This is a genomic window from Flavihumibacter fluminis, from assembly GCF_021491375.1.
GTDB lineage: Bacteria > Bacteroidota > Bacteroidia > Chitinophagales > Chitinophagaceae > Flavihumibacter > Flavihumibacter fluminis.
In genome coordinates this window covers 430,015-456,345 of the sequence record NZ_JAKEVY010000004.1, presented here as the reverse complement: position 1 = coordinate 456,345, position 26,331 = coordinate 430,015, and the positions used below count along the sequence as shown (strand labels likewise).

At 39.3% G+C, this 26,331-nt stretch carries 24 protein-coding genes and 1 pseudogene; 24 read left to right on the top strand and 1 reads right to left on the bottom strand.

Features of this window, described 5'->3' with window-relative positions:
* The first annotated feature begins 8 nt into the window (after positions 1-8).
* The 24 genes and pseudogenes from L0U88_RS17200 to L0U88_RS17085 all read left to right on the top strand — a co-directional run bounded on the left by L0U88_RS17200 (position 9) and on the right by L0U88_RS17085 (position 24,052).
* Positions 9-464, top strand: a complete 456-nt coding sequence (locus L0U88_RS17200; protein WP_234867528.1) for an acyltransferase — start codon at positions 9-11, stop codon at positions 462-464.
* Between the two features lie 10 nt (positions 465-474).
* Positions 475-1,590: a DegT/DnrJ/EryC1/StrS family aminotransferase gene (locus L0U88_RS17195; RefSeq protein WP_234867526.1), complete on the top strand. Its 1,116-nt coding sequence runs from the start codon at positions 475-477 to the stop codon at positions 1,588-1,590.
* The gene (locus L0U88_RS17190) at positions 1,571-2,779 is read left to right on the top strand and encodes a glycosyltransferase (RefSeq protein WP_234867524.1); all 1,209 of its coding nucleotides are present in this window, start codon (positions 1,571-1,573) and stop codon (positions 2,777-2,779) included. Before L0U88_RS17195 ends, L0U88_RS17190 begins: the two co-directional genes overlap by 20 nt.
* 20 nt (positions 2,780-2,799) lie before the next feature.
* Positions 2,800-3,927, top strand: coding sequence for a hypothetical protein (locus tag L0U88_RS17185; protein WP_234867522.1), 1,128 nt, complete (start codon positions 2,800-2,802; stop codon positions 3,925-3,927).
* A 7-nt stretch (positions 3,928-3,934) separates the two neighbouring features.
* Entirely contained in the window at positions 3,935-5,059 is a 1,125-nt protein-coding gene (locus tag L0U88_RS17180) for a glycosyltransferase family 4 protein (protein ID WP_234867520.1), read from the top strand.
* Between the two features lie 8 nt (positions 5,060-5,067).
* Positions 5,068-5,694 carry a sugar transferase gene (locus tag L0U88_RS17175; RefSeq protein WP_234867518.1) on the top strand — a complete coding sequence of 209 codons (627 nt, stop codon included), beginning with the start codon at positions 5,068-5,070 and terminating at the stop codon, positions 5,692-5,694.
* A gap of 6 nt (positions 5,695-5,700) precedes the next feature.
* Positions 5,701-6,702 carry a sugar-transfer associated ATP-grasp domain-containing protein gene (locus L0U88_RS17170; protein WP_234867516.1) on the top strand — a complete coding sequence of 334 codons (1,002 nt, stop codon included), beginning with the start codon at positions 5,701-5,703 and terminating at the stop codon, positions 6,700-6,702.
* The gene (locus L0U88_RS17165) at positions 6,699-7,331 is read left to right on the top strand and encodes an acetyltransferase (RefSeq protein ID WP_234867514.1); all 633 of its coding nucleotides are present in this window, start codon (positions 6,699-6,701) and stop codon (positions 7,329-7,331) included. Before L0U88_RS17170 ends, L0U88_RS17165 begins: the two co-directional genes overlap by 4 nt.
* The gene (locus L0U88_RS17160) at positions 7,328-7,951 is read left to right on the top strand and encodes a YdcF family protein (RefSeq protein WP_234867513.1); all 624 of its coding nucleotides are present in this window, start codon (positions 7,328-7,330) and stop codon (positions 7,949-7,951) included. The genes L0U88_RS17165 and L0U88_RS17160 overlap by 4 nt, the downstream gene beginning before the upstream one ends.
* 9 nt (positions 7,952-7,960) lie before the next feature.
* Positions 7,961-9,088: an aminotransferase class I/II-fold pyridoxal phosphate-dependent enzyme gene (locus tag L0U88_RS17155; protein ID WP_234867511.1), complete on the top strand. Its 1,128-nt coding sequence runs from the start codon at positions 7,961-7,963 to the stop codon at positions 9,086-9,088.
* A complete protein-coding gene (locus tag L0U88_RS17150) occupies positions 9,085-10,395 on the top strand; it encodes a right-handed parallel beta-helix repeat-containing protein (RefSeq protein WP_234867509.1) in 1,311 nt (436 codons plus the stop codon). The genes L0U88_RS17155 and L0U88_RS17150 overlap by 4 nt, the downstream gene beginning before the upstream one ends.
* Before the next feature lie 289 nt (positions 10,396-10,684).
* Complete coding sequence (locus L0U88_RS17145) at positions 10,685-11,269, top strand: class I SAM-dependent methyltransferase (RefSeq protein WP_234867507.1); 585 nt, start codon at positions 10,685-10,687, stop codon at positions 11,267-11,269.
* Positions 11,270-11,502: 233 nt separating this feature from the next.
* Positions 11,503-13,380 (top strand): polysaccharide biosynthesis protein, encoded by a 1,878-nt coding sequence (locus tag L0U88_RS17140; RefSeq protein ID WP_234867505.1) that lies wholly within the window; start codon positions 11,503-11,505, stop codon positions 13,378-13,380.
* Positions 13,381-13,481: 101 nt separating this feature from the next.
* Positions 13,482-14,264, top strand: a complete 783-nt coding sequence (locus tag L0U88_RS17135; RefSeq protein ID WP_234867503.1) for a class I SAM-dependent methyltransferase — start codon at positions 13,482-13,484, stop codon at positions 14,262-14,264.
* Positions 14,265-14,268: 4 nt separating this feature from the next.
* Complete coding sequence (locus tag L0U88_RS17130) at positions 14,269-15,012, top strand: tyrosine-protein phosphatase (RefSeq protein ID WP_234867501.1); 744 nt, start codon at positions 14,269-14,271, stop codon at positions 15,010-15,012.
* 162 nt (positions 15,013-15,174) lie between these two features.
* Complete coding sequence (locus L0U88_RS17125) at positions 15,175-16,056, top strand: MerR family transcriptional regulator (protein ID WP_234867499.1); 882 nt, start codon at positions 15,175-15,177, stop codon at positions 16,054-16,056.
* Positions 16,057-16,142: 86 nt separating this feature from the next.
* Entirely contained in the window at positions 16,143-16,640 is a 498-nt protein-coding gene (locus tag L0U88_RS17120) for an RNA polymerase sigma factor (protein ID WP_234867497.1), read from the top strand.
* 169 nt (positions 16,641-16,809) lie between these two features.
* Positions 16,810-18,282, top strand: a pseudogene (gene crtID, locus L0U88_RS17115) (bifunctional phytoene desaturase/3,4-desaturase); the annotation flags it as partial.
* A 31-nt stretch (positions 18,283-18,313) separates the two neighbouring features.
* A complete protein-coding gene (locus tag L0U88_RS17110; protein WP_234867493.1) occupies positions 18,314-19,153 on the top strand; it encodes a phytoene/squalene synthase family protein in 840 nt (279 codons plus the stop codon).
* 88 nt (positions 19,154-19,241) lie between these two features.
* Positions 19,242-19,781, top strand: coding sequence for an isopentenyl-diphosphate Delta-isomerase (idi, locus tag L0U88_RS17105; RefSeq protein ID WP_234867491.1), 540 nt, complete (start codon positions 19,242-19,244; stop codon positions 19,779-19,781).
* A complete protein-coding gene (locus L0U88_RS17100; protein WP_234867489.1) occupies positions 19,769-20,257 on the top strand; it encodes a sterol desaturase family protein in 489 nt (162 codons plus the stop codon). Before idi ends, L0U88_RS17100 begins: the two co-directional genes overlap by 13 nt.
* A 34-nt stretch (positions 20,258-20,291) precedes the next feature.
* Complete coding sequence (locus L0U88_RS17095; RefSeq protein ID WP_234867487.1) at positions 20,292-21,479, top strand: lycopene cyclase family protein; 1,188 nt, start codon at positions 20,292-20,294, stop codon at positions 21,477-21,479.
* Between the two features lie 41 nt (positions 21,480-21,520).
* Positions 21,521-22,099, top strand: coding sequence for a MarC family protein (locus tag L0U88_RS17090; RefSeq protein ID WP_234867485.1), 579 nt, complete (start codon positions 21,521-21,523; stop codon positions 22,097-22,099).
* Between the two features lie 108 nt (positions 22,100-22,207).
* Complete coding sequence (locus L0U88_RS17085; RefSeq protein ID WP_234867483.1) at positions 22,208-24,052, top strand: FAD-dependent oxidoreductase; 1,845 nt, start codon at positions 22,208-22,210, stop codon at positions 24,050-24,052.
* Here L0U88_RS17085 and L0U88_RS17080 read toward each other — a convergent pair.
* A complete protein-coding gene (locus L0U88_RS17080; protein ID WP_234867481.1) occupies positions 24,036-26,198 on the bottom strand; it encodes a GH92 family glycosyl hydrolase in 2,163 nt (720 codons plus the stop codon). The genes L0U88_RS17085 and L0U88_RS17080 overlap by 17 nt on opposite strands.
* Positions 26,199-26,331: the final 133 nt, after the last annotated feature.

The following is a 26,331-nucleotide window of genomic DNA, read 5'->3' as shown; positions in this document are numbered from 1 at the left end:
AATTTGTCTTGAAGATTCTTAGTGTTAGTTTACGTGATGTCCAACTTGGAAATAATGTAACAATAATTGAACCTTGTAACATATATGAGTGCCAAATAGGAAATGACAGCTTTGTGGGACCATTTACAGAAATTCAGCGCAATGTTACAATTGGAGAAAAGTGCAAAATTCAATCACATTCTTTTATTTGTGAGTTTGTAACAATAGGTAATCAATGTTTTGTTGGACATGGTGTAATGTTTGTGAATGATTTGTTTAAAGAGGGTAAACCCGCAGGTGGTGATAAATCTAAGTGGAAATCAACTCGTATAGGTAATAATGTTTCAATAGGAAGTAATGCTACAATATTGCCAGTTGAAATTTGTGATAATGTTGTCATTGGTGCCGGATCTGTAGTTACTAAGAGTATAACAGTACCTGGTATTTATGCTGGTAACCCGGCATCTTTAATTAGAACAATTTAAATTTTATTGTGTGAAAGTTCCTTTTGTGGATTTAAAAAGACAATATCTGTCAATAAAAGATTCAATTGATTTGGCGATTGAATCTGTAATTGACAATACTGCATTCATAGGTGGAAAATACGTGAATGAATTTGAAGCTGAATTTGCAAAAATGTATGGCGTAAAGCATTGTATTAGTTGTGCTAATGGAACCGATAGTCTATACATTATTATGAAAATGCTTGGAATTGGTACTGGTGATGAAGTTATTACTGCTGCAAATAGTTGGATTAGTAGTAGTGAAACAATATCACAAACAGGGGCAAATCCTGTTTTTGCGGATGTTGATTATAACTTTCTTACCATAAATATTCAAGATTTAGAAGCAAAAATAACTAATAGAACAAAGGCAATCATACCTGTTCATTTAACTGGTCAGGTTTGTGATATGGATAAAATATTAGAACTCGGAAAAAAATATTCTATCCATGTGATTGAGGATTGTGCTCAAAGTCATTTTAGTGAATTTAAAGGGCATAAGGCAGGGACAATGGGTATAGCAGGCTCTTTTAGTTTTTATCCTGGTAAAAATCTTGGAGCTTATGGAGATGCTGGTTGCATTATTACCAACGATAATCAACTTGCTGAAAAATGTAGAATGTATGCGAGGCATGGAGCTTTAATAAAGCACCAACATAAAATGGAGGGTATAAATAGTAGGTTAGATGGGCTACAAGCAGCAATTCTTCTGGCTAAATTACCTCATATTTTAAAATGGACAGATGATAGAATTAGAGTGGCCGCACTTTATGAAAGGTATCTTCAAGAAATTAAACAAATTAAAACTCCGGTTGTTCGTGCAGACTCAAAACATACATTTCATTTGTATGTAATAGTTACAGAAGATCGAAATAATCTTATGCAATATTTAAAGCAGAAGAATATAGAAACTGCAATTCATTATCCAACAGCCTTGCCTTATATGGAGGCTTATCAGTATCTGGGTTATAACAGGGAAGATTTTCCAGTTGCAAGCGATCTGGAATCTAAAATATTAAGTTTACCCATTTTTCCAGAAATAACTGAATCTGAAGTTCAGTATGTTGCTCAATCAATAGCCGAATATTTTGAAAGTACTACAGGTTAACACTACGATAAATTCTGGAAGCACTGGGCGGATAGCTGAGGGAATTGGAGAAGTTATAAGAAAAAGTGGTGGAGATAGTTATATTGCTGGTTCTGTGGGGAGTAGTGTATCGTCACAATCAAAAATTGTTGGCAATAAATTAGATAAAACAACACATATCCTTCGGTCTTTATTTTTGGATCAACATGGATTGGGTTCTCAAAATTCGACAAAAGAGTTTGTAAAGTATATTGAACAAGTTCAACCTGATATCATACATCTCCATAATGTTCATGGATATTATTTAAATATTCAGATATTATTTAATTTCTTAAAAACTTATAATAGGCCGTTAGTATGGACATTTCATGATTGTTGGCCTTTTACCGGACATTGTGCCTATTTTGATAGAGTCAACTGCAATAAATGGATAACCGGGTGTAATAGGTGTCCGTTGATTCATAAGTATCCTGCTAGCTTTTTCTATGACCGTTCAGAGAAAAATTACATGTTAAAAAAACAACTCTTTCAAGGGGTTAATAATTTAACAGTGGTTACTCCATCTAAGTGGTTAAAGAATTTTGTTGAACAATCCTTTTTTAAAGAGAATAAAGTTATAGTTATTCCAAATGGTATTGATACTGTCCAGTTTTCTCCAAAGGAAGAATTACACGATTCATTGGTAAAAAAGTATAGGCTGCCTTCAAAAAGAATTGTTTTGGGGGTGGCAAATGTTTGGGATGACAGAAAAGGGTTAAATGATTTTATAGAATTGTCTGCATTAATAGATTTAACGTATGTTATTGTTTTAGTGGGGTTAAATGACAAGCAAATAAAATCACTTCCACATAACATAATTGGAATAAAACGAACAGAGAGTATTTCAGAGTTAGCGGGTCTATATTCGATAGCGGATGTGTTCATAAATCCTACTAAAATTGACAATTTCCCAACTACTAATCTTGAAGCAATGTCCTGTGGTACACCAGTTATTACTTATGATACAGGTGGTTGTAAAGAGGCCATTAATGCTGAAACAGGTTATGTTATTCAAAAAGGAAATATAGATCAGCTATTGGAGTCGATTCATAAAATAAGTGATGTAGGAAAAAAGGCGTACTCTGAAAATTGTATTTCACACATTCATAGCAATTATAATAAACACGATAGATTTAGAGATTATTTTCATTTGTATGAATCTTTAACTTAAAGAAAGTAGCAGAATATAGAATGATCTTTTCAGACTTACAGTTTAAATTAAATTCCAATCTTAAAAATATTTTAGGAAAACGGGTTTCCGATAAATATGTAATTATAGAATGCGATGATTGGGGTAGCCAACGTATGCCATCGAGTGATACGTTTGATTACCTTACTAAAAAGGGTTTAGACATTAATGATGGTCGCTATAATTTATATGATTCATTGGAAAATCCTGAAGATCTTGAAGCCTTGTTCTTTACTTTAAAGAAATACCAGGGTTCTGATGGTTCTTCTCCTGTATTCACGGCATTTACCAGCTTGACAAATCCAGATTTTATTAAGATAAAAATGGATAATTTTAATAATTACCACTATTATAACTTAGATAAATCTTATGATTTGTTTTCAAATTCTAAACGGATGCGTGAATTATGGAGACAAGGAGTATCTGATGGAATTTTTGTACCTCAGCTTCATGGTAGAGAACATATTGCTGTTCAGTTTTGGTTGAAGCAATTAAAAAAGAATAACCAAGATTTGCTTGATGGTTTTGAGAAAGGTTTTGTTTTTGTAAAAGATAAAACGGTTTCGCAAACTATTCGAAACTTTCGTGCCGAATTGTATTACGAAAATGATCAGCAAAAGGAATTTATTAGAAAAAAATTGTTTGATGCGATAGTACTTTTTAAAGAATATTTTGGGTTTAATGCAACGGCTTTTGCAGCGACTAATGGGATTTTTGATTCTGATTTTGAGCAAGTTCTAGTAGAATCTGGAGTCTCATATCTTGCTTCTCCATTATTTCCAAAAAAGGAGACAGGAAAAAGCAGATATGATGGTTTGATTAGGAAATTCGGCCAGATAGGTGCATCAGGAATGATTTATTATTTAAGAAATTGTGCATTTGAACCAAATGGACCCGAGTATAAAGGTATTGAGCAAACTTTGCAACAGGTTGAAGCAGCCTTTAGGTGGGATAAACCAGCTGTAATTAGTACTCATAGAGTTAATTTTGTAGGTGGACTTTCAGTAAAAAATAGAGAATCTGGTTTGAATGAATTAAAAAAATTGTTATCGGCTATTTTGATTACTTGGCCAGATGTAAAATTTACCACTGTTGAATTATTGTGCAAAAAGGAATCTATAGGAAGTTGATTGGTTTATGAAAAGAATTGTTTTTGTTAATCAGGCGACTGGATATTTAACTATTGATATAATAAATGATTATTGCAACTATTATGATGAAGTTGTTTTGATTGCTGGTAGTATTAGAGTGCAAGATATTCCATTAGATAAGAAAGTGAAATGGCAACGAATTTGCCTCTATAATCGTGGTACTCCAGTAAAGAAGTTTATTTCTTGGTTATGGGGCTCAATTCAAATTTTATTTTTGCTTTTACTAAAATATAGAAAGCATGAAATATTCTATTTTACTATCCCGCCATTTTCATATCTCAGTTCATTAATATTAAAAAGAAAATTCAGTATTCTGGTTTATGACATTTATCCTGATGTTTTGACTATTTATGGAATCAGTTCCAAAAATATAATATATCGGATTTGGTCTAAATGGAACAAAATTGTTTTTAATAAAGCATTTCGTGTATTTACTATTAGTGAAGATATGAAGCGAGCTCTTAGTAAATATATTGACGATTCAAGAATCTATTTTATTCCTCTTTGGAGCGGTTTACATAATATTACTCCTATTAATAAGGAAGATAATAGTTGGTTAAATAGGTTTGATTTTAGTGAAAAATTTATAGTTCAATACTCAGGCAATATTGGGTATACACACAATGTAGAAATTATAACAACTATTGCGAGATGTCTCTTACATGAGATAGATGTCCATTTTCTTATTATCGGGCGAGGGGAAAGGTTCAATGCAATTCAACAAATAATAATTGAAGGTAATTTGACAAATGTCACTTTACTTCCCTTTCAGCCTGATGATGTTTTAAACCTATCGCTCGCTGCTTCTGACTTAAGTGTTGTTATTCAGGATGAAAAGGTCGCAAGTGGAAGCTTGCCAAGTAAAATATTTAATATACAGGCAGTTGGTAATCCAGTACTTGGTATTTCAAGTGAAAGTTCTTCGTTAAATGAACATTTAGCAAAATACGATATTGGTAAATGCTTTCATAAAGATCAAGTTAACGAGATTGTGAGCTTTATTTTAGAATTAAAGAATAATAAATCTAATCATAATCAATTGAAAGAGAATTCTAAAATTGCCTCTACTTATTTCACGAGTAAAAATGCAACACTTTACTACTCAAGTTGAAATTTTTGATGATAAGGACAGATTTTTACAATAAATACGGCAAAAGACTAATAGACATTTCCGTTTCATTTTTTCTTTTGATTATTTTTTCTCCCCTTTTTCTAATTGTATCCATATTGCTTTATTTTCAGAATGATGGATATGTATTCTTTTTTCAAGAGAGACCAGGAATCAACGCAACTCCCTTTAGGATTATTAAGTTTAAATCGATGAATGATAAACGAGATAAAAATGGGAATTTGTTGCCTGATAATATTCGATTGACCAGACTTGGAAGAGTTTTGAGAAAATTATCTATTGATGAACTACCACAACTAGTTAATGTCTTTGTTGGGGATATGAGTTTGGTCGGTCCCAGGCCTTTATTATTTAAATATTTAGAACTTTATAATGAGGAACAGAGAAAACGACATAATGTCAAACCAGGTATAACAGGTTGGGCTCAGGTAAATGGTCGAAACGCGATTTCGTGGAAGAGGAAATTTGAATTAGATGTTTTTTACGTCAACAACTGCAGCTTTAGATTGGATTTTCAAATTCTTTATTTGACTTTTTTAAAAGTAATTAGGAGGGAAGGAATAAATCAATCTGAATCAAGACCAATGATGCCTTTTACTGGAAATGAAAATGATTAAAGAATTATGAAAAGAATATTGTATTTGATTTATTATCTGAAGGATTCAGATTATAAAAAATTGTTTGAATTTCTAAATTATGCAAGTATTAATACTGGTAAGAATAAGTTTAGTTTATTGATTGATTGTGTTTATTCTTCAATAAAATACAATATTTCTTTGATGGATTATTTTTATTTCAAATTTTATAATTCAACAAATAATATCAGAAAACAGTATGCGGGAACCGGTTTTATGTATGAGTATCAACTCAAAATGAATCCTTTAAAAGTTCGAGATATTCTGGAGAATAAGATTTTATTCCTTAATCATTTTTCTGAGTTTATAAACAGGAAATATTCTACTTATTCTAATTTGAAAAGAAATAATTCAGAATTTAATAAAATTTTGAATCCTTTTTCTGATTATATCGTCATAAAAGGTTCAAAAGGACAGACCGGTAAACAGGTAAGTGTAATAGAGACGAAAGGATTGACGAGAGATGGTTTATTAAAAATTATGCAGGATTCAAATTATGATCTTGTTGAAGAATTTGTTGTCCAACACAGGTCTTTAATGGAGTTGTCACCTTCCGGGTTAAATACAATTCGTTTATTTACTCAGTTAACTAACGAAAACCAAGTTGAATTTCTGGGGGCTCGATTAAGAATAACTATCAACTCTAAAGTTGATAATATGGCAGCAGGAAATCCAGCTGCAGAAGTTGATTTGAAAACTGGTAAGGTTATTGGTTCTGCTTATTTTAGTGATATACGCAAGGATCCAGTTTCTGTACATCCAATTACTAAAGTCTCTATTGATGGATTTGAAATACCGTATTGGTCACAGGTTATTGAAATGGTGACCATGGCTTCTTTGAAGGCAGCTGGAAACAAATCAATTGGTTGGGATATTGCAATTACTGAGAAGGGACCTGAATTAATTGAGGGCAATCATAACTGGTGTAAAATTTTGTGGCAAATCCCAGTGGAACGAGGGTTAAAACATCATCTTTTGAATTATTTATGAATGATTTAGTGTATATAATTGGAGCAGGTAGTGTGGGAGGTTTCATTGCAAATAGCATTGATGAATTTAACGTACCCCTTAAAATTGGTGGTTTTTTTGATGATGATACCTCAAAAGCTGGTTTAGAATTATTTGGTTATAAAGTTTTAGGTTCAACTATGGATTTAATGAACCTACCTGAAAAAGCCAACTTGATTTTTGGTATAGCTTTTCCTGAAGTAAAAATGAATATTTATAAGAAGGTTACGAATTTTAAAGATTTTAGGTTTCCAAGTTTAATACATCAAAGGGCATGGATATCTAAAAATGTTAAAATAGGCAATGGTTCAATTATTTATCCAGGATGTTCAATTAACTATGGTTCAATAGTTGATGATTTTGTTGTAATGAATATGAATTGTTCAGTAGGGCATGATTGTTATATTGATAAATTTACAAGTCTTGCCCCTGGTGTTAACCTCGGTGGTCACACAAAAATTGGCAAATTAACACAAGTAGGTATTGGAGCATCTTCACGCCAGTTTGCAATAGTTGGAGATAACGTTATTATCGGTGGACAGTCTATGTTCTTTGGTAATATTCCAGATTACGCGAAAGTTAAAGGGGTACCTGGAAAAATCTATCAATGAAACGAAAGCATTATTTCTTTATTGGTTTTCTGTTTGGTATTATAATTTTTTTATTATCAATTGGTTCATTACTAGTAGCTAAAAATGAGCCAGTAAAGGCTGATGCAATTGTTATACTTATGGGGGATTTGGAAGAGCGCGGGAAGTTTGCGGCTGATCTTTATAATAGGAAATATGGAAATAAGATATTTATTGCAACTCCTTCAAGCTATAAAAAAGATTTCTTAAATAAATATGGAATACATGTTGAAGATGATATTGATGTAATGAAGAAATTATTAATTAATCTTGGTGTTGGGCAAAATGATATTTATTGCTTAGATCAGATTACTGAGAATACAATTGGTGAAGCTAGAGTATTACTTGATCATCTTCATAATGATACTTCTATAAAATCTGTTTTAGTTGCTACTTCTTCTTATCATAGTGCAAGAGCTAAACACATCTTTAATAGCTATGCCAAATCAAAAAATAATGAAATAGAAGTATGCGTTCCATTAAATAAGTATAGCACTTATAATTTTAAGTATTGGTTTTATTCTAAAAAGGATATTCAGATTACTTTTTTAGAATCCACTAAATGGCTTGTATATATTTTATATTATCAATGGACATTATAAAATATTGAAATGAAAAAAATATGGTTATCCTCCCCTCACATGGGCGGAAAAGAAATGGACTTTATTAAGGAAGCTTTTGATACGAATTGGATTGCTCCTTTAGGACCCAATGTTGATGGGTTTGAAAAAGATGTCAGTGAGTATTTGGGTAATCAACATGTTGCAGCTTTATCTTCTGGAACCGCTGCACTTCATTTAGCATTAATACTTCTTGGTGTTGGAAGTGAGGACTATGTAATTTGTCAAAGTTTGACATTTTCTGCTTCCGCAAACCCAATTTTGTATCAAAATGCCACACCCGTCTTTATTGATAGTGAGCCAGATACCTGGAATATGGATCCTGAGCAACTAGAAGCTGGTATTAAATATTGTTTGTCGCATGGTAAACTTCCCAAAGCTATAATTGTTGTCCATCTGTATGGAATGCCAGCTAAAATGAGAGAAATTAATTTAGTGGCATCAAAATATGGCATACCAATTATTGAAGATGCAGCAGAAGCACTAGGGTCCCGTTTTGATGGTATTAAATGCGGTGAATTTGGAGTTATGTCGATTCTTTCTTTTAATGGAAATAAAATTATAACAACAAGTGGTGGAGGCGCGCTTGTAAGTAGAGTTGAGGATTATATAGTAAAGGCTAGATTTCTTTCAACTCAAGCTAGAGATCCGGCACCTCATTATGAACATAGTTCTGTTGGTTATAATTATAGAATGAGTAATATATCAGCTGGAATTGGCAGAGGCCAAATGCTTGTTCTTGAAGAACGAATTAAAAAGCGTCGAAGTATTTTTGATTTTTATAAATCTGAATTTTCTGATTTGGAGTCAATTTCTTTTCAGAATGAGGATATCAATTCCTTTAGTAATCGCTGGTTGACTTGTATAACAGTTGATGATAAATCTTGTAAAACAACTAACGAATCTATTCGGATTGCTCTTAATAATGGGAATATTGAATCTCGCCCTATTTGGAAACCTATGCATCTTCAGCCCGTCTTTCGTGGATTTGCAAGTTTTTTAAATGGTACCAGTGAATATTTATTTAAACATGGTTTATGCCTTCCATCTGGAAGTAATCTGGATGAAGCTGACCTAAGGAGAATTTCTTCTATAACCAAGCGGCAATTTATTAAATGACGAAACGGTTATTTTTAATAGGCATATACTATTTGTTTGCCTTTTTGGTAATCCCAAACATTCTTTTTTCCCAGAATAAAGTCTATTCAATTGCTGATCTAGTATCAGTAAAGGATACAAATAGTCTTGTTTATGTGGCGGAAGCAAAACGTGGTGGTTTATTTTATTATAGGGGATTAGCAGAATTTGAAGATGGAGGGACAGTTTTCAAATCCAAATTTGAAGGCTATTGGATTAGGGTTGATAGAGAATCTAATGAAGCGAGTCCCTTATGGTGGGGTGCAATGGGTGACGGTATAAATGATGATATACAAGCAATTGAAAATGCTACTGATTATTGTCTTAGAAATAATAAAGTTCTAAAATTTTCTTCCGGAATATTTCGGATAAGCCGTCAATGGATTATTGGAGGAAAGCCTGTACATGAAAGGGATATTTTTTCACGACAGCTTGCAACTGCACCCAGCTGGAATATCCGGCAATATGAAAAAAGTAGATTTTCAAACCCAATTAAGATTGTTGGTAGTAGTCAAACTTTTATTTACGGAGATTTTGATAATTCAACCATAGAAGCCATATTGTATTTTGGAGTAATAAGTAATGGAAATTCAAATCGACCGAATCCTCAATTCTATACTTCAGAAATATCCGATATAGGTTTTTATGGACGAGGATCATTTAATAAAGGGAAGTTTAATCAGACTGCTTTATCATCAATATCAAATCAACAAATCGGATTATTAGTTTACCGATCACAAAGTATCAGAATAAGTGGTTGCAAATTCTATGGTTTAAAGTTTGGAATTGTTGCACAGGATGTGTATTTCTCTGAAATAAGTAATACAACATTTTCTACTTGTTTATTTGGCTTTCAAGGCATAGGATTCAATGCTAATAAATTAGATAATGTATTAGCTGATAATTGTAAAGTTGGAATCAAAATTCTTGGCAGTGTTGTTGTATGCCGATTATTAAATTTTGAATTTTGTGAGACTGGAATAGAGTTTTCTGGAGAGGGTTTGGTAATAAATGGAATGTATTGCGAGAATGATAATCTTAAAAAGCCAAACAAATTTCAAATAATTTTTAATAATGCATCTGGAGTTCAGGTTAATTCCGCCAATTTGACTTCTGGAAATAGAGATATTATTTTTTTGGATGAAAAGACGAAAGATGTTACCATAACTTCTTCAGCCCTATATGGTCCAATAAAAACAAGTCATCCTGACAACATATTGACTATAAAATCAACAAAAGGCAATTATCGTAAGTCGGGACCTGGTAAAACAGGCGGTTTCAGTAATTAATTCTTTTATTACTCTATATTTCTTACGTAAATCTTGCATTTTTCATTTTTTTTATTCTTGGATTAAGTCAGATTATTTTAAAGTTTTGTCATTTATTTCGAAATAGCAATATATTTCGTATATAAAATATCATTATCTTAAAACTCATTATTTTAGTTTTAAACTTTATCTATATCAAATAATGCCAATTATAAAATTTGCTAGGTTTCTTCCTTTCAGTTGGAGGCGATGGGTTCTTAATTCAATTAATAGATATCATTTTAGAAAATCAATCTCTGAATTTTCACAATTGGAGGATCCCTTTACGGTTAGCGATGAATTACTAAAAAAATTGATAGTTGGATGGAGTAATCAGGGTTATTCCGGTCAAATAACATATTTGAAAACCTGTCTTCAATTTGCAAAGACAAATAGTGGTTCATACCTGGAATGCGGATCTGGACTTAGTACTTTATTACTTGGAATAGCCCTAAAAAAATCAGGCGTAAATTATATTGCTTTTGAGAATAATGATTTTTGGTTCAATAAAATGAAGGAAGTCCTTTTTAAGTTCCAATTAAAAAATGTAAACCTGTATCACACTCCATTGGTTCAAAAGGAAGGTTATGATTGGTATGATCATACCAATGTCCCGCTACCGGAGACATTTTCTCTAATAATATGTGATGGACCTCCTGGCCAAACGAAAGGTGGCCGGCTGGGGCTCGTTCCCGAAATGAATAGCAAACTTCTACCAGGTACAGTAATTCTTTTGGACGATACCGTGAGAGAGGAAGAAAGGTCGGTTATTGAAAAATGGAAATCATATAAAAAATTTACTGTGCTTTTTAATGATTTACAAGATCAACATGCAATTATTACAATTCAAGCTTAATGTAATATGACAGTTCTCTTCATTTCTTAGGCGAATCAAAAAATGTATGCACTTTGGCCGCAATTTTGCATTCACCCTAGTTCCCTGGACTTTAGTAGAATTACGATACCTAATTTTAGTTACGCCGCCTCAAAATAAAAAATCTTTTATTTGACATTTATTACTACTTATTTAAGTAGATTTAATACGTAAAGGATTGTTATTTTTGCTGTGGCTTTCCGTGAAACCTTATTATGCAAAATCAACTACTTAAAGAGCTGACACCGAGGTGGATCCTGTTCCTTATTGAAACTTTTTTCCTCGTGTTTGCTTTCTGGAGTGCAATCTATCTCTCCAACAGATTAAGTATTTCCCTTAGTACCCTTTGGGAGTATAAATATGCTTTCCTATTCAATGCAGCGATTGGTATTACCGGTATGTGCCTCTTTCATACCTTCTCAGGTATTGTCCGTTTCTCAGGTATCCGGGATATTACCAGGGTTGTGAGTTTTGCCCTTTTCCAGCTCGTTTCCTGGCTGATTATCAGTGCTTTAACTGCCTCCGTTGGCATCTTTGATAATGTGCGGTTGGAGCTTCTACTGATCAATTGCTGCCTGGTTACCTTCCTCTTTACCGCTTTTCGCATCTTCGTAAGAGAGGTTTTCCATATTTCCGGCAACTTTCACAAAAGCAAACAACGCAAGCGTCGTATTATGATTTATGGCGCTGGTGATATCGGTCTGGCTACCAAGAAAGCACTTGAAATTGACCAGGATACCAAAATGCAGATCATTGGATTCCTAGACGATAGCTATTCCAAAGTGGGTAAAAGTCTGGACGGTATCAAAATTTATTCCCCAGAGCTGGCTTTTCGTAAGCTAATGGCACACCACAAAGTGGATGAAATGATTCTGGCTATCCGCAGCCTGCCTGCTGAACGCAAAGAAAAACTATTTGAATTCTGTTCTGCCCGTGGAGTAAAAGTTACTGTAATCCCACCCCTGCAGGAGTGGATCAATGGTATTTTCCGCATCAATCAGTTAAAAGAACTTACCATCGAATCCCTGCTCGAGCGAGATGAAATAAGTATTGATAACATCAGCGCCAAGCGGACTTATAATGAAGCTGTAATGCTGGTTACCGGTGCTGCAGGGTCTATCGGGAGCGAAATCTGTCGCCAATTGCTGAACTACCCGGTGGTTCAGCTCGTATTGCTTGACCAGGCTGAATCTGCCCTTCACGATCTCAAACTCGAACTGGAATGTCTCAATAAGAATGTCGATATCTGTGTTGAAGTGGCTTCCGTTCGTGATAAATACCGGATTGATAGCATTTTTGATCGCTATCGTCCAACTTTTGTATTTCATGCTGCGGCCTATAAGCATGTTCCTATCATGGAATATTTCCCCAGCGAATCAGTGTTGACCAATGTGAAAGGGACCCGTATAGTTGCCGACGCCGCGGTCAAATATGAGGTGAAGAAATTTATTATGGTATCCACCGACAAGGCAGTAAATCCCACAAATATCATGGGAGCCTGTAAACGTGTGGCGGAAATGTATATTCAGAGCCTTTCCGATCGTTCCAAAACTACCAAATTCGTTACCACCCGGTTTGGAAATGTGTTGGGCTCCAACGGCTCAGTAGTGCCATTGTTCAAAAAACAAATTCTGCAGGGTGGCCCTGTTACGGTTACGCACCCCGATGTTACACGTTACTTCATGACTATTCCCGAGGCCTGCCGTCTGGTACTGGAAGCTAGTGTAATGGGGCAGGGAGGCGATATTTTTGTATTTGATATGGGCAAACCGGTTAAGATTATTGACCTGGCCCGTAAAATGATCCGCCTCGCAGGCTATACACCCGGAAAGGATATGGAGATCAAATTCACCGGCCTGCGACCAGGTGAAAAGATGTACGAGGAATTGTTCAAGGAGTCTGAAGAACTCCTGGCAACCCATCATCCGTTGATCATGAAGGCTCGTAAAACCAGTATTGATCAGGTTTGGTTGGAAAAAGAGATCAACGATTTGATAGAATCAGCTATTCATCACCGCCAACAACGGATCCGCCAGCAGATTAAAGCCCTATTGCCAGAATACCAGGAGCAGGAGTTAATTACTACGGCTTAATCATAAAAGCAATCTTCTTACGAATAATAAAGGACGGAAAATCTCCGTCTTTTTTTATTTATATCATGTTAGCTTTACAGGAGTTGAATTAAAATTTGAAGATGAACTCAGTCAAAGACTTCTATAATAATTTCGATAATCGCTTACTCAAAGATTTTATTTCCAATAATCCGAGAGTCGTTGCTGCTCTGGAATTCGTGAGAGATTACTTCGGTCCAAATCCGCCACAAGCTATATTGGATATTGGTTGCGGCATTGGCTGGTCTTCCTATGAATTCAGCCGGCTTTATAAAAATGGCAGGGTAAAAGGAATCGATCTGAGTGATCGGCTGATCACTGTTGCAAAACAGATTTTTACCGCTCCAAATCTTAGCTTTTCCGAAAAAGATCTTACGGATAGCAGTATGATCGCCAATGAACAATACGATGCCGTTGTAATGATTGACGTGTTCGAACACATTCCTGCAGATAGCAGATCTAATTTTTACCAGGATCTTAAAAAAGTACTCAGCAAAGAGTTCAGTATTCTTCTCACCTGTCCAACTAAAAAACACCAGGAGTTTCTTCGTTCAAATAATCCGCAGGGTTTACAACCCGTAGATGAAGATATCGATGCCCGGGTTCTTCAGGATTTTGCATCTTCTCTTGGAGCTGAACTGGTATTTTATACGCATCGTTCCATCTGGCGGACCAATGATTACCTTCACGCAGTTATTTCCAACAAAATTACCTACCAGGATATCCCTGCAGCTGATAAAAAAATGAGCCTGATGAATCAAAGTGAGAAGAAAGCCTTACTTGTTAGAAAAAGAATTCCTTTGGAAGGGGTTACTGAATTTTTCGGACAATCTTTCATAAAAAGGATTAAAAAATCACTCCGCTAACCGTATGTTTTCCTTTTTCAAACGCAACAAAACAAATGCTGCTGTAGATCTCTCCGGGATTTGTACCGATATGCATTCCCATCTCCTGCCAGGCATTGATGATGGCTCGCCAGACCTGGCCACCAGTTTGCATTTATTGAAAGGATTGCAGGATCTCGGATTCCAAAACTTCATTACCACCCCACATATTCTCTGGGATCTCTATAAGAATACCAATGCCACCATCGAACCAGCCAGACTGGAGTTGCAACGCGCGCTGGATGTAGATGCCAACCAGGCCAAATTATCAGCTGCCGCGGAATACATGATTGATGATTATTTTTCAGGCCTGCTTCAGCAAAAAGCTCCGCTGCGATGCCTTAAGGGAAATTATGTGCTGGTGGAATTTTCCTTTATCAACCTGCCATTCGACTGGAAACAGGTTTTCTTTGATATGCAGATCCAGGGTTATCAACCTGTGCTGGCACACCCCGAGCGCTATCCCTACTTATTTCAAAAAAACACCATCCTGGATGAAATCCTGGATATGGGAGTATTGTTGCAGGTCAACCTAAACTCACTGACCGGTTATTATGGAAAAGCTATCCTGCAGCAGGCACAGGTGCTGACGGCTAAAGGAATTGTTTCCTTCCTGGGTTCTGATCTGCACCATGAGCGGCATTTGACAGCCTTAAGAACCTCTTCCACGCTGATGCCCCTGGTAAATAAACTGCTCGATTCAGGCAAACTGCTGAACCCCTCCCTCTGATCATTTCCTTCATTTTTGATCGCACAGCTGATGGAAACCCAGGAGTTGTGTTTAACCTGTTACGCACATTTCTTCAACATTTTTTTGAGAAAACCGAACATTTATTAGTTTGTTTCTGTTTAATTATTTATCTTTAAAATTAAACAAGGAAACCCCAAGGTTATGAATGCGTTTACCATTAAAGACCTTGAAAATTTATCAGGAATCAAGGCTCACACCATCCGGATCTGGGAACAGCGGTATAATTTTTTAAAGCCTGACCGCACCGAAACCAATATCCGGAAATATTCCAGTGAGGAATTAAAAGCTGTACTGAACATCGCTTTGTTGAACAAGTACGGCTACAAAATCTCACATATTGATAAAATGAGCCCTGATGAGATCCGGGACCGGATCGTATCCCTGGGTAATATCCAGGCACAGCAGGAGCGGATCGTGAATGAACTGATTCAGCACATGGTAGATATGAACCTGGAAGCGTTTGAGCAGGTGCTGGATGAGCATATCAGAGCTCGCACGATTGACAAAACCATCACGCAGATCATCTTTCCGTTCCTGGAGAAAATCGGCATTCTTTGGATGACCAATCATATTAATCCGGCCCAGGAACACCTGGTAACCAATATCATCAGGCAGAAACTGATCGTGGGCATTGAGGGAGCTTTCTCGCACATAAAATCCAGCCAAACCGGACTCCTGTTCCTGCCCGAAGGGGAGTACCATGAAGTAGGACTCTTATACATGTATTACCTGTTGAAGGGAAGGGGGATCAATGTTCTGTACCTGGGGGCAAATGTGCCGCTGAAGGATGTGGAATTTGTAGCCAATCTCAAAAAGCCCGATTTCCTTTATACCCACCTCACATCGGTGGCCAATAATTTCAATTTTGAGAAGTTTCTGAACAATTACCAGCTGCGTTGTTCCGCCCATACCCTGGTTGTTTCCGGACTCCTGGCACAACAATATAAAAAGAAAGTTCCCGAGAGCGTGCGCTTCAAAAAATCACTTTCCGAAGTGATGGAATTCATAGCCGCTATTAAATAAGTTTTAACAAAAATTCGTGCCCAAATTCGTTGGCGAAACAATGAATTCTGTTTAAATTTGGATACCTAACAATTAAACATACAACCATGTCTAACGTAGATTTTAATGAGATGCTGGTGGACAATGCGGAGTTTCTGCGCCCTTTCGCAATCACGTTAACGAGGGATAATGAAGCGGCACAGGACCTGTTTCAGGAAACCATGTACCGGGCAATTGCCAACCGCGAGAAATACAATGTGGGAACGAATATCAAAGCATGGTTATATACTATCATGCGGAATATTTTCATCAATAATTACCGCAGGAAAGCTAAACAGAACACCATTTTTGACCATACACCCAACGATTTTCTGCTCGACTACAACCAGGTTACAACAGCCAATGCTGCCGAAGCCAACCTGAAGATGAAGGAAATCCACGGATACATCCATAAACTGCCGGAAATTTTCCGGAACCCCTTCCTGCTTTATTTTGATGGGTTCAAATACCATGAAATCGCCGACATGCTGGGCGAACCTCTGGGTACCATCAAAAGCCGGATTCACTTTGCGAGGAAATTGCTGAAAGCGCAGATAGAGAGGTGAGACGTCAGACGTCAGACGTGAGATGTGAGACGTGAAACGTAGCACATTGGATTCCGGATTATTAGGGTATATTCAACAAAATTTATTTTCTAACTGCCATTCAAATTATTTTGACGTGAGCGTTATGACGTGATGTTTTTCTTCTTTTCACGTCTCACGTCTCACGTCTCACATTATGCCTCATGTAATCATCATCGGTGCCGGTTTCGCCGGCTTGTCCGCAGCAAGTTTTATGGCGAAAGCTGGCTGGAAAGTTACCGTGCTGGAAAAAAACGATCAGCCCGGTGGTAGAGCCAGGCAGTGGAAAACCGATGGTTTCACTTTTGATATGGGGCCCTCCTGGTACTGGATGCCCGATGTTTTTGAACGCTTTTTCAACCAGTTTGGAAAATCCGTTAGCGACTATTATGAACTCGACCGGCTGGATCCTTCCTACCAGGTGGTTTGGCCAACCGGTAAGATGGATATCCCGGCAGGATTACCAGCTTTAAAAGACTTGTTTGAATCCATTGAACCTGGTGCCGCCAACGCCCTGCAGCAATTCATGGATGAAGCTTCCTATAAGTACAAAGTGGGAATGCACAAGCTGGTACACAAGCCCGGACAATCCCTTACCGAATTCATCGACTGGGATCTAATGCGAGGGGTATTTAAGCTGGATGTGTTTACTTCGATGCGTGCACATGTTCACAAGTTTTTTAAAGACCCGCAGCTTCGCCTGCTCATGGAATTTCCGGTGATTTTCCTGGGAGCCATGGCTGAAAATACACCCGCCCTCTACAGCCTCATGAACTATGCCGATGTGGTTGGAGGTACCTGGTACCCCAGGGGGGGTATGTACTCCATCGTAAATGCCATGTACCAGTTGGCACAGGAACAGGGCGTGGAATTTCATTTCAATGAAGAAGTAAAAGAAATTACGCTACAACACTCACGCGTAACCGCAGTTAATACAGATAAGGCTACATATATAGCTGATGCGGTTATTGGTGGGGCGGATTATCACCATATTGAAACACAGCTGCTGCCCGCGAGTCACCGTTCCTACTCAGATGCCTATTGGGACAGTCGTGTTATGGCACCAAGTTGCCTGCTTTATTTTGTTGGCCTGAATCGTAAGCTGTCTAACATTCATCATCATACGCTGTTTTTCGATACCCCGTTTGAAAGCCATGCAAAAGAGATTTACCAGGATCCTGCCTGGCCTACAGACCCGCTCTTTTATATGAGTGCGGTTTCTGTTACAGATCCGGGATCCGCACCTCCCGGTTGTGAAAACCTGTTTTTACTAATCCCAGTGGCAGCCGGATTGAAGGACGATTCCCCTGAAATCAGGGAGCATTATTTCAATGTGCTGATGGATCGGCTGGAAAAAAAATTGGGTCAGCCGGTTCGTGATGCGGTTATTGTGAAAAGAAGTTTTGCACATCGTGATTTCGAACAGGATTACCATTCGTTTAAGGGAAATGCCTATGGACTGGCTAATACTCTTAAACAAACTGCGATTTTAAAGCCTTCCTGTAGAAGTAAAAAGGTAAATAATCTCTTTTATACGGGACAATTAACAGTTCCTGGTCCAGGTGTTCCACCCAGTTTGATCAGTGGAGAATTGGTAGCAAAGGAAGTTATTCGGAATTTTTAATTAACTTATAAAAAAAGCCGGATCTACGCTTATGATGCATTTGTTTCATTTAGTCTGCGAACAGAGCAGTAAAATTACGACCGAACGATACAGTACATCGTTTTCGTCGGCTATTAAGTTATTGCATAATGATCTTCGTCAACCGATTTTTAATATCTACGGTTTCGTGCGTTTTGCGGATGAAATTGTAGATACTTTTCATGAGTTCGATAAGCTGACGCTGCTGAAAGAATTTAAGCAGCAAACCTATGAGGCAATTGAACGCAAGATCAGCCTCAACCCGATCCTGCACAGTTTCCAGGCAACTGTCAACCGGTATAATATCGATCATGAATTGATTGAAGCTTTTTTCAGAAGCATGGAAATGGACCTGGATAAAAAAGCGTATGACCATCAGGGTTATATTGACTACATCTATGGATCTGCGGAGGTAGTGGGATTAATGTGTCTCTATGTTTTCTGCGAGGGAGACCAGTCGCTATACCAGCAGCTAAAGAGCTCCGCCCGCTCCCTGGGTGCAGCTTTTCAAAAAGTGAATTTCCTTCGGGATTTGAAGGCTGATTTCAATGGCCTCGACCGGATTTATTTCCCCGGATGTGATTTTACCAATTTCACTCAATGCGATAAGTCGAAAATCGAAGCAGATATCCAGCAGGATTTCGACGAAGCTTATAAAGGCATCATGCAATTGCCGGTTAAAGCGCGGTTCGGGGTCTATGTGGCCTATAAATATTATCTTTCCCTCTTCAAAAGGATCAAGCAGGTGAAACCCCAGCGGATCCTGATGGAAAGAATCAGGGTGCCCAACTACCGGAAAGCCGCCATCGTGGTGCGCGCCGGACTAAAAAATCAGTTGGGAATGATAGGGTAGGGAATGGAAGATGGAGGAAAGGAAAAGGGAAGAATGGAAGAGGGTCTCACGTCTCACGTCTGACGTCTCACTTCAAAACAAGTCATTTATGGAGCAAAAAAATATGCTCGTTCTCGTTAATGAGCAGGATGAGCCGAGGGGTACGATGGAAAAAATGGAAGCACATCGCAAAGCTGAACTTCATCGCGCCTTTAGTGTTTTTATTTACAATGCGGCAGGAGATATGTTGCTTCAGCAAAGAGCGTTGAATAAATACCATAGCGGTGGATTATGGACCAATGCCTGTTGCAGTCATCCTTATCCGGAGGAGGCACCAGCCGCAGCAGGCAAAAGGCGGTTGAGGGAAGAAATGGGCTTTGTGACTGATATCCAGCCGGCTTTTGAATTTGTCTATAAAGCTTCTTTCGACAATGGCTTAACGGAATATGAATATGATCATGTTTTCGTTGGAGAATATGATGGCCCCATTCATCCCGATCCTGCTGAAGTAAACGATTACTGCTTTTTATCACCTGCGGAAATTGAGGCTGCATTGGCATCCCATCCTGCACGGTTTACAGCCTGGTTTCACCTGGCATTTCCTAAAGTTCAGCAATGGAGAAAACAATCTGAAGTATGCATTGGTTAATTTATCTCGGAATCGTTCTGATTACTTTCCTGATTATGGAAGGCGTTACCTGGCTCACGCATCGTTATGTGATGCATGGATTTCTTTGGTACCTGCATGAAGATCATCATAAGAAAGGGCCTGGTTTTTTTGAGAAAAACGACTGGTTTTTTGTGATTTTCGCTGTTCCCAGTATAGGTATGATCCTTTGGGGAACATTGGACCCATCCATGTGGTGGATACAGGCCATCGGTTTTGGTGTGATGTTATACGGGTTCGCTTATTTTATGGTGCATGAAATCATCATTCACCAGCGCTTCAAGCTTTTCACCCGCAGTAATAATATTTATATCCGCGCCATTCGCTGGGCGCACAAGATGCATCACAAACATTTGGATAAAGAAGATGGTGAATCTTTCGGCATGTTATTAGTCCATCAAAAATATTGGGCCAAGGTTAAAAAAGACCGTGAAAACACCCGGAATAAAAAGGGATAAGCTGTCTATCTTGCTGCCAGCTAAATCACGGTGAATGTCCACACATCTCTTTCAATATAAGCCCTACGATTATCGCTATGAATACGACTATGTGTTTGCGGGGGCAGGTGCAGCCAGCATGAGCCTGTTGCTCAGGATGCTGGTATCCGGGCGGTTTAGTAATTCAACTTTCCTTGTGGTTGATAAGGACCGGAAAGATAACAATGACCGTACCTGGTGTTTCTGGGAAAAGGAGGATGGTTTTTTTGAAAAACTGGTGTATAAATCATGGGATCATCTCTGGTTTCATAGCCCGGGTTTTTCAAAAAAATACAAGATCAAACCATATCGGTATAAAATGATCAGGGGGATCGATTTTTATTCCTTCTGTATTGACTACCTCAAAAAGCAGCAGAATGTTCAATTGCTTTTTGAACCGGTACAGCGCATCGAAACCTTAAAAGAAGGTGCCCGCCTCACCATTGAAAACGGGGAAGTCTACCACGCTAAAAAATATATTTTTAATTCTATCCCTTTTGATCAACCCAAAGAAGCACCCGGCAAACATATGCTGCTCCAGCATTTCAAGGGATGGGTTATCGAAACGGAAACAGATTTTTTTGATCCTGCTGCCTGTACACTAATGGACTTCCGGATCAGCCAGGAACATGGTGCATCCTTCGTTTACACGATGCCGTTAACTACCCGGAAAGCACTGGTAGAATATACACTCTTCAATGAAGGACTGTTAAAAGAGGAGGAGTATGAAGATGGTCTGAAATCCTATATGCGGGATTTTCTCAAACTGGACCAATATACCATCCTGGAAAAGGAATTTGGCATCATTCCTATGACCAATCGTGTTTTTGATGCGGGTAAAGGGAATATCGTAAACATTGGTACAGCAGGCGGACAAACAAAACCTTCCAGTGGTTATACCTTTCAGTTTATTCAGCGGCACAGTGATGAAATAATTTATTCTATGTTGAATCATGGTCGGCCCCGACCAACCCAGGAAAGCCATGAAGGCCGATTTATGTTTTACGATTCCGTGCTTCTGGATGTACTGGTACATAAAGAATTAGGCGGAGCGGAAGTTTTTACAAAACTCTTCAAACGAAATTCAGCTCAACGAATCTTCCGCTTCCTGGATAACCAAACCTGGATTCCGGAAGAATTGCTGCTGATCAGCAGTCTGCCGGTAGGTCCCTTCCTGCGCGCCGCCAAACGCCAGATGTTTTGAGGAAACTTGCTTAATATTGAAGGGCAAAGCAAATTCCAACTATGACCCTCAATATTGATGAACTGCTGACGGTTAGTTTCACCCTGTTTGCGGTGATTGATATCCTTGGTTCTATCCCGCTCCTGATTTCCTTAAAAACCAAAATGGGTGAAATCCGTGAGTTCCGGGCCACCTTAATTTCAGGGGCGCTCATGATTCTGTTTCTACTGGTAGGAGAACGGTTCCTTGGTATTCTCGGAGTGGATGTTGGCTCCTTTGCAGTAGGGGGATCTATCGTGATTTTTATACTCGGACTTGAAATGGTGCTCGGTATCGAATTTTTTAAAAGCGAAGGCGATCCTAAGTCCGGCACCCTTGTACCCATCGCCTTTCCCCTGATTGCAGGCTCCGGTACGCTCACCACCATCATTTCCCTGCAAGCCAACTATCCCGTGTGGACAGTTGCCCTGGGTATCGTGCTCAACCTGGTGGTCGTATACATTGTGCTGCGTTCCCTGAACTATATTGAACGGTTAATCGGAGCTGCCGGCCTCATTGCCATCCGAAAGTTCTTCGGAGTAATCCTGCTTGCTATTGCTGTAAAGATTTTTGCTACGAATGCAAGTGGACTCATAAAGTGAGACGCATGGAAGAGGAGACAAAGGAGAAGGGGGAAAAAGGAGAAGGGGGAAGGAGGCGGGAGACGGCCCTCAATTCATACTTCATAAATCATACTTCATACTTGTTCTATGTTTCGGATCTTTTTTCTGCTGTTCATACCGGCTTTCCTGCAGGCGCAGGAACAACTCAAAACGGAAGTCTTGGTTATTGGTGGTGGTACAGGTGGTACGGCAGCTGCTATCCAGTCAGCGCGACTCAAAACCAGGACCATCCTGGTAGAACCGGGACCCTGGTTAGGAGGTATGTTAACCGCGGCCGGAGTTTCTGCTACAGATGGAAATCATCGCCTGCCATCTGGCTTGTGGGAAGAGTTTCGGCATGCGCTGCGCAATCATTATGGATCGGCTGACGCATTAGCTACCGGATGGGTTAGCAATACCCAGTTTGAACCACATGTGGGTGATAACATCTTAAAAGCAATGGCCTCCCGCGAAAAGAAACATCTAACGGTAATGCATGGTTGGGAATTTGACAAAGTGCTCAAAGAAGGCAATCGTATCCTGGGTGCACAATTCCGGAATGTAAATGGGAAACTGCTTATCATTCGTGCCTCCGTTACTATAGATGCTACCGAACTTGGCGATGTACTGGCTGCAGCCCAACTGCCCTATAGCCTGGGTATGGAAGCAGAATCCGAAACAGGAGAACAGGTAGGCGTGGATAAAACTTCCAATATTGTACAGGACCTTACCTACGTTGCTATCTTAAAAGATTATGGAAGAGGCGTGGATTGCACAATAGTTAAACCAGCTGGTTATGATCCCGCAGAATTCGATGGCGCCTGCACGGATTTCTATCTCAATACCAGTTTGCCCAAACCTTCCGTAAATGCTGAAAAAATGCTGGAATATGGAAAACTGCCTGGAAACAAATACATGCTGAACTGGCCGAACCAGGGCAACGATACCTACCTGGAACTGGTTGAATTATCTCCTGCAGAACGAATCAAAGAATTGGAAAAAGCAAAAGCTACTACACTGCGATTTATTTATTTTATTCAACACCAGCTGGGTTTCAAACACCTTGGATTGGCAGTGGATGAATTTCCTACAGGAAATGGATTCGCCCTGATGCCTTACCATCGCGAAGGCAGGCGGGTAAAAGGTGCTGTTCGTTTTACTATCAATCATATCGCTGATCCTTACGGTAATGGACAACCGTTATATAGGACCGGAATTTCGGTGGGGGATTACCCGATCGATCATCATCATAAAAAAAATCCGGCTGCTCCCCAGCATTTATATTTTTACCCGATTCCTTCTTATGCAATTCCAATGGGAGCTTTGATTGCTCCGGGAATCGAAGGCTTTATTGTGGCAGATAAATCGATCAGTGTTAGTAATGTAGTGAATGGTACCACCCGGTTGCAGCCTGTTGTTTTATTAACCGGACAAGCTGCTGGCGCGATGGCTTCCCTTGCTGTGAAGGAACGCAAAGCTCCTGATCAACTTTCCGTTCGGAAAGTCCAGCAGCTCCTGCTCGATCAAAAGGCAATGATCCAACCCTTCCTGGATGTGCCTCCTTCTCATCCTCAATTCCAGGCGATACACAGGGTCGGGGCAACAGGTTTACTAAAGGGAAAAGGCATTCCTTTTCAATGGGCTAATCAAACCTGGTTTTATCCGGATAGCACTATCCAGGCACAGGATTTTCTCACGGCCTGGAAAGAGTTTAAGGGACAGCAATTCGCGAATTCCTTATGGCTTGAAACGGAGGAGGGTGTCCTCACTATTAATACGGCATTTTATATCATTCAAGCTGGTGACCTGGCTAAGATGAAGAGCTATTGGAAAAAATGGGGCTTGCAAAATTTTGACCCAAATCGCCCCATCACCAAAAAAGAGTTGGCGGTTTTGCTGGATCAGTTGATTAAGCCATTTGAACGCCCGGTTAACCTTAAGGGTGAATGGTGAATTCGAGTAAGCCTCCCCGTAAGAGTTGCTCGTGCGTTACCGACTGAACCGGTATGGATTTACCATTCAGTTTTATGGAGCGTACACCTGTCCTGCCTGACTTATTGATTTTTTTTGTGCGTATTTCCAGGGTTTTACCATTTGGTAATTGTATGCGTGCTGCATCCACCAGGGGAACTCCGATAGTGTATTCACCGCTCACCGGGTTCATAGGGTACATGCCCAATGCAGACCATACCAGCCAGGCACTCATCTGTCCGCAGTCGTCATTGCCACTCAAACCATCCGGACCGGTTTTATACATACTGTCTACTGTAAGCCTGATTTTTTCGGCTGCCAGATCCGGACGACCCAGTGCCGTATACATATAAATGATATGGTGACTCGGCTCATTTCCATGTGCGTATTGGCCAATGAGTCCGCTTACATCTATGGATATATTATCACCATGCATTTCGCTGGGTGAATTAAAGAGCGCATTCAGTTTCTCTACCAGGTTGTTTTTTCCGCCATAGAGTGCTGCCAATCCAGCCACATCATGTGGTACAAAAAAACTGTGCTGCCAGGCAGTGCCTTCAATGTATTGTCCTTCAAACCCATGTTCTGATAATAAAGGATCAAAGGGTTCGATGAATTTGCCGGTACTGTCTTTACCACGCATAAATCCGGTTGAGGGATCAAATAGATTTTTGTAACTGGCGGCGCGTTTCATGAAATAAGCATAATCGGCTTTCTTTCCCAGCTTTTTTGCAACCTGCGCGATGCAGTAATCATCAAATGCATATTCCAATGTTATGGTAACACTCCATCCATGTTTGTCCTGGGGCAGGTAACCGAAACGAATGTATTCCGGTGTTCCTCTTTGTTGCTGGTAAGCGCTTGCTTTCATTGCTTCATATGCCAGGTTTACATCAAAGCCGGGAATATTCTTTAAAATGGCATCTGCAATTACCGGAATAGCATGATATCCGGTCATGGTATTGGCTTCCCAGGAACTGATATCCCAAACCGGCAACAATCCGTTATCACGATAAAAACTGAGCAGGCTGTTGATGAATACCGGTACTTTTTCAGGCTGCGTGAATGTATAAAGCGGATTTAATGCTCTGAAGGTGTCCCATAAAGAAAATATGGTGTACTTAGGTTGATCATTTAGCGACTGCCCGATTTTCCCATCGTGATTGCTATAACGTCCATCCTTATCCGATAATAAGACCGGTGCTATACAGGTGCGGTAAAGAGCTGTATAAAAACTGGTAGCCAACTCTTTGTTGGTGGTTTGAATTTCAATTTTTTTCAGTTCTTTTTCCCAGGCTGCAGTTGCAAGCTGATCAACTGCATCAAATGACAAGCCGGCCGTTTCATTAAGAGCTGCCAGCGCTCCTTCAGTGCCTACGCTGCTGATGGCCACCCGCACCTGCAGAGGGACGTTCCCTGTTTCAAATTCCAGCAGCACTTTACTTTGTTTGCCGATTGCTTTTCCATCACTGAATTCTTCCAGGTTCAGATAACGGGAATGGGTAACTGCTTTTGAGAAACGGGCTGCAAAATATACCCGTTGGTTTTTGGCCCAGCCGGTGGAGAGGCGATAGCCCACAAGGGTAGAATCGTTCAGCAATTGCAGGTTGGCAGCAAGTGGAGCATCCCAGTTGATTGCGAATCCCATGTCAAATCGCAGCCAGCCTTTGTTGCCGGGGAATTGATAGCGATGATAACCAACCCGCTCGGTGGTGGTGAGCTGGGCCTTTACCTGGTTGGAGAGTTGTACTTCGTAGTAACCGGGACGAGCTTTTTCCTGGTCGTGACGAAAAGGAATTTTTATCAGCGGGGCAGTTGCTCCATTGGTATCGGCCAGGGGCAATACAGAGATATCACACCAGTCGCCAATACCGGTTCCGCTCAGATGGGTATGACTGAATCCCGCGATGGTATTGCTACTGTAATGGTAACCGGCCACCCAGTCCCAGCCCTGGTCGCCATTATCCGGACTCAACTGTACCATGCCAAAGGGGTAGGCTGCTCCCGGGAATACGTGGCCATGGCCGCCGGTCCCTAAAAACGGGTCCACATATTGGGTAAGTTGTTGCGCGTTGCCTGTTACTGAAATTACCAGGCATCCTGCCAGTAAAATTCCTGCTGCTTTCATAGGCTGAAATTACAGCATTTACCCGTCCGGTGCCACCGGTCGGGTAAATGCAGCGTTTTTAGATTCATGTGGTGATTTGAAAGAAACTCATAAAGAAGAAATAAAAATAAATCCGTAAAATACTTTCTAAGTA